The 4327-nt window shown below is 43.8% G+C and carries 4 protein-coding genes; all 4 read left to right on the top strand.

Going from position 1 to position 4327, the window contains the following annotated elements; translation table 11 throughout:
- On the top strand, positions 1–2172 hold a 2172-nt coding region (gene infB, locus ABYB02_RS15110), incomplete at its 5' end, for a translation initiation factor IF-2 (RefSeq protein ID WP_372763231.1).
- 314 nt (positions 2173–2486) lie between these two features.
- Positions 2487–2894, top strand: a complete 408-nt coding sequence (gene rbfA / locus ABYB02_RS15105) for a 30S ribosome-binding factor RbfA (protein ID WP_256848206.1) — start codon at positions 2487–2489, stop codon at positions 2892–2894.
- The gene (gene truB / locus ABYB02_RS15100) at positions 2894–3844 is read left to right on the top strand and encodes a tRNA pseudouridine(55) synthase TruB (RefSeq protein WP_372763230.1); all 951 of its coding nucleotides are present in this window, start codon (positions 2894–2896) and stop codon (positions 3842–3844) included. Before rbfA ends, truB begins: the two co-directional genes overlap by 1 nt.
- Before the next feature lie 149 nt (positions 3845–3993).
- A complete protein-coding gene (gene rpsO, locus ABYB02_RS15095; RefSeq protein WP_011327689.1) occupies positions 3994–4263 on the top strand; it encodes a 30S ribosomal protein S15 in 270 nt (89 codons plus the stop codon).
- Positions 4264–4327: the final 64 nt, after the last annotated feature.

The following is a 4327-nucleotide window of genomic DNA, read 5'->3' as shown; positions in this document are numbered from 1 at the left end:
GCGAAACAAAAGCAGATGACCCCAGAGCAAAGTGCTAAGTCTGAGAAAGATCGCATCGAAGCTGAGCGTCTGCAAAAAGAAGCAGAAGAGGCCGCATTGAAGAAAGCTGAAGAAGAAGCGAAACGTCAAGCAGAAGAAGCACGGAAATTAGCTGAAGAGAACTCAGCACGTTGGAAAAAAGAAGAAGAAGAACGTAAGAAACGCGAAGAAACCGCGGATCACCACCTTACGACTTCGACTTACGCACGTGAAGCGGAAGATGTTGCAGATGCTCGTGATGAGCAAGGCACACGCCGTGCGAAGAAAAAGAAAAAAGCGCCAGCAAAAGATAAATTTGCTGCGTCTAAAGGCCGTAACAAAGGCAAGCTAAAAGCACCTACATCGCTACAACATGGTTTCCAAAAGCCAACGGCTGATGTTAAAAATGAAGTGCGTATTAGTGAAACAATTACAGTGGCAGAGCTTGCATCACGCATGGCAGTTAAAGGCGCTGAAGTTGTAAAAACAATGATGAAAATGGGTGACATGGTTACCATTAACCAAGTGATTGACCAAGAAACTGCACAATTAGTGGCAGAAGAAATGGGCCACAAGGTTATCATTGTTAAAGAAAATGAATTAGAGCAAACAGTACTTAATGACCGTAACGAAGATGGTAAGTCTGAGCCGCGTGCACCAGTAGTGACTGTTATGGGTCACGTTGACCATGGTAAAACATCAACGCTTGATTACATTCGTTCAGCTAAAGTTGCTTCAGGTGAAGCCGGTGGTATTACACAGCACATTGGTGCGTACCACGTTGATGTAAACGGCAACATGATCACCTTCTTAGATACGCCGGGTCACGCCGCATTTACTTCAATGCGTGCTCGCGGTGCTAAAGCAACCGATATCGTAATCCTAGTGGTTGCAGCTGATGATGGTGTAATGCCACAAACTAAAGAAGCGGTACAGCATGCGCGTGCAGCTGGCGTTCCTTTAATTATCGCTGTAAACAAAATGGATAAAGAAGGCGTAGACCCAGATCGCGTTAAGAACGAACTAGCACAGCTAGACGTTATTCCTGAAGAGTGGGGCGGCGACACACAGTACGTGCATATCTCTGCGAAAACCGGTTTAGGTATTGATGACCTATTAGAAGCGGTTCTTATGCAATCTGAGCTGTTAGAGCTTACTGCGCCTACCGAAGGTATGGCTGCCGGTGTGGTTATTGAATCACGTCTTGATAAAGGCCGTGGTCCAGTAGCGTCTATCCTTGTTCAGTCAGGTACGCTTAACCAAGGTGACATTGTACTATGTGGTCTTGAGTATGGTCGTATTCGTGCAATGCGCGATGAAAACGGTAAAGACATTAAGTCTGCTGGTCCGTCTATTCCGGTAGAGATTTTAGGTCTTTCTGGTATTCCAGCTGCGGGTGATGAAGCCACCGTTGTTAAAGATGAGCGTAAAGCACGTGAAGTTGCGTTATACCGTCAAGGTAAATTCCGTGACGTTAAACTTGCTCGTCAACAAAAAGCGAAACTTGAAAACATGTTTGCTAACATGGCTGAAGGCGATGTTTCTGAAGTTAACGTAGTACTTAAAGCAGACGTACAAGGTTCTATCGAAGCAATTTCTGATTCATTAACTAAGCTGTCTACTGATGAAGTAAAAGTGAAGATTGTGGGTTCAGGCGTTGGTGGTATCACGGAAACGGATGCAACCCTTGCTGCAGCGTCTAACGCTATCGTAGTGGGCTTTAATGTTCGTGCTGATGCATCTGCACGTAAAGTGATTGAGGCTGAAAACTTAGACCTACGTTACTACAGCGTTATTTATGCCTTGATTGACGAAGTTAAACAAGCAATGTCGGGTATGTTAGCACCTGAGTTTAAGCAAGAGATCATTGGTCTTGCACAGGTTCGTGACGTATTTAAGTCGCCAAAAATTGGCGCAATTGCCGGTTGTATGGTTACCGAAGGTATTGTTAAACGTAGCGCACCAATTCGTGTACTTCGTGAAAACGTGGTTATCTACGAAGGTGAGCTTGAGTCATTACGTCGCTTTAAAGATGATGTGGCTGAAGTACGTAACGGCATGGAATGTGGTATCGGTGTTAAGAACTACAATGACGTGCGTGTTGGCGACCAAATCGAAGTATTTGAAACAGTTGAAGTACAACGTACACTTTAATTGTGACTAGGTATGTTGGACACTCAAGGGATACCCTCGATAGCCCAACATAACCTGTGCTAAGATTTTAAATGGGGGCTCAGCCCCCATTTGTGTATCCATTATTTAGTTAACTTACTATACTCGTGCGCCTAAGGCGGAGCACAATATAACGAATTAAATCACTCGTAAGCGTTGTTAAACACGGTATATTTAGCACCACGAGAGAGTAAAAATTTTGCCGCGTTAGCGAGCAATTTTGTTATCGTTAAATAGCCCCTATACTGAAGCCAATGGGTATTATTTTAAGAAGTTATAATTTTAGGACAAATGTAATGAGAGAATTTTCTCGCACTGATCGTGTTGCTCAGCAAATTCAAAAAGAAATTGCGGTAATTTTACAACGCGAAATTAAAGACCCACGCTTAGGCATGGTGACAGTGTCTGCGGTAGAAGTATCGCGCGATTTATCTTATGCCAAAGTTTTCATTACCGTATTTAATACCGAAGATGAAAATGCAGCAAAACAAAGCGCCAAAGTACTTAACGAAGCAACCGGTTATATCCGTTCGTTGTTAGGTAAACGTATTCGTGCGCGTATCATGCCTGAGCTTAAATTTGTGGTTGATAATTCACTGATGGAAGGGATGCGTATCTCTAACCTAGTGGACTCTGTGATACGTGAAGATAACGCCAAGCATGTTGATGACGAAACCGATAGCGAAGAAGGCACTAAAGACTAATGGCAAGACGCAGTAAAGGCCGTCCCGTTGATGGTATTTTGTTGTTAAACAAACCTGAAGGCATTTCATCAAACAAGGCACTACAGCAAGCAAAAGGCATTTATTTTGCGCAAAAGGCAGGGCACACCGGTGCCCTCGATCCGCTTGCAACCGGTATGCTGCCGATTTGTTTTGGTGAGGCGACTAAGTTTACGCAATTTTTACTTGATACCGACAAAACCTATGTGGTGCGCGCTAAACTAGGCGAGCGCACCACCACCTCAGACTCAGATGGTGAAATCGTCGCAACGCGTGATGTCAATGTAACGGTGGCGCAATTAACCGCTGAAATAGCCGCTTTTTTAGGCGAGTCAGATCAATACCCGTCAATGTACTCAGCGTTGAAATATGAAGGTAAACCTTTATATAAATACGCCCGTGAAGGGATAGAAGTACCGCGTAAGTGCAGAAAAATAAACGTATTTAGTTTAACACTAGATGAGTTTGATGAAGCAAATAACGAAATACAAATGACTGCCCATGTATCAAAAGGGACTTACATTCGTACTATCGTTGATGACTTAGGTGAAAAGCTTGGCTGTGGCGCACACGTGATTATGCTGCACCGCAGTGCCGTGGGGCATTACCCAGCGGATAAAATGGTATCGCTTGAGCAACTAGAGCAGCTGCTTGACAAAGCGAAAGCTGAAGAGCTTGCCAATTCGACCTACCTCGATGAGCTGTTATTGCCGATGGACACCGCACTGGTTGATTTACCGGTTGTTGAGATCACCCAGCAGCAAGGCAGCTTATTTAGTCATGGTCAAGCGATTGCCCTTGATTGCGAGTTACCCGACGGCGCACTGAAAGTTTTGGCCGACGGCGTATTTATTGGCACCGGTGAACGTAATGCTGATGGTCATTTAAAATCAAAGCGTGGCTTAGCTAATCAACAACCAGAGCAGCAGTAACTGTTAAGCACAGTTTGCTACTTTAATGGTCCGCGAAGGATAATTAACTTGTAGTTATGCTCATTATTGGTAGAATACGCCCGCTTAATCGTTTTGGCTGAATTAGTGATCGGCTAAAGCACCTATTAAATTTAACTTTTGGAGTTATTATGTCACTAAGCAATCAAGAAAAGATCGATATCATTGCTAAATTCGCACGCGCTGAAGGCGACACTGGTTCACCTGAAGTACAAGTAGCATTACTTACTTTTGATATCAACAAGCTTCAAGGTCACTTTGCTGATCACAAGCATGACTTCCATTCACGTCGTGGTCTGCTTCGCAAAGTTAGCCAACGTCGTAAATTGCTTGATTACCTTAAAGGTAAAGACATCACGCGTTATACTGCGTTAATCAAAGAACTTGGCCTACGTCGCTAAGCACTTGATTATCAAAAAAGGAGCTTTTTAGCTCCTTTTTTTGTGCCTAAAATTCAGCACGACG

Origin of the sequence: Pseudoalteromonas sp. (genome assembly GCF_041613455.1) — a bacterium.
Taxonomy (GTDB): Bacteria; Pseudomonadota; Gammaproteobacteria; order Enterobacterales; family Alteromonadaceae; genus Pseudoalteromonas.
This window is presented reverse-complemented; position numbering and strand designations above follow the sequence as displayed.

Coding starts and splice junctions, on each gene's coding strand:
- rbfA (WP_256848206.1), top strand. CDS start 2,487: ATGAGAGAATTTTCTCGCACTGATCGTGTTGCTCAGCAAATTCAAAAA.
- truB (WP_372763230.1), top strand. CDS start 2,894: ATGGCAAGACGCAGTAAAGGCCGTCCCGTTGATGGTATTTTGTTGTTA.
- rpsO (WP_011327689.1), top strand. CDS start 3,994: ATGTCACTAAGCAATCAAGAAAAGATCGATATCATTGCTAAATTCGCA.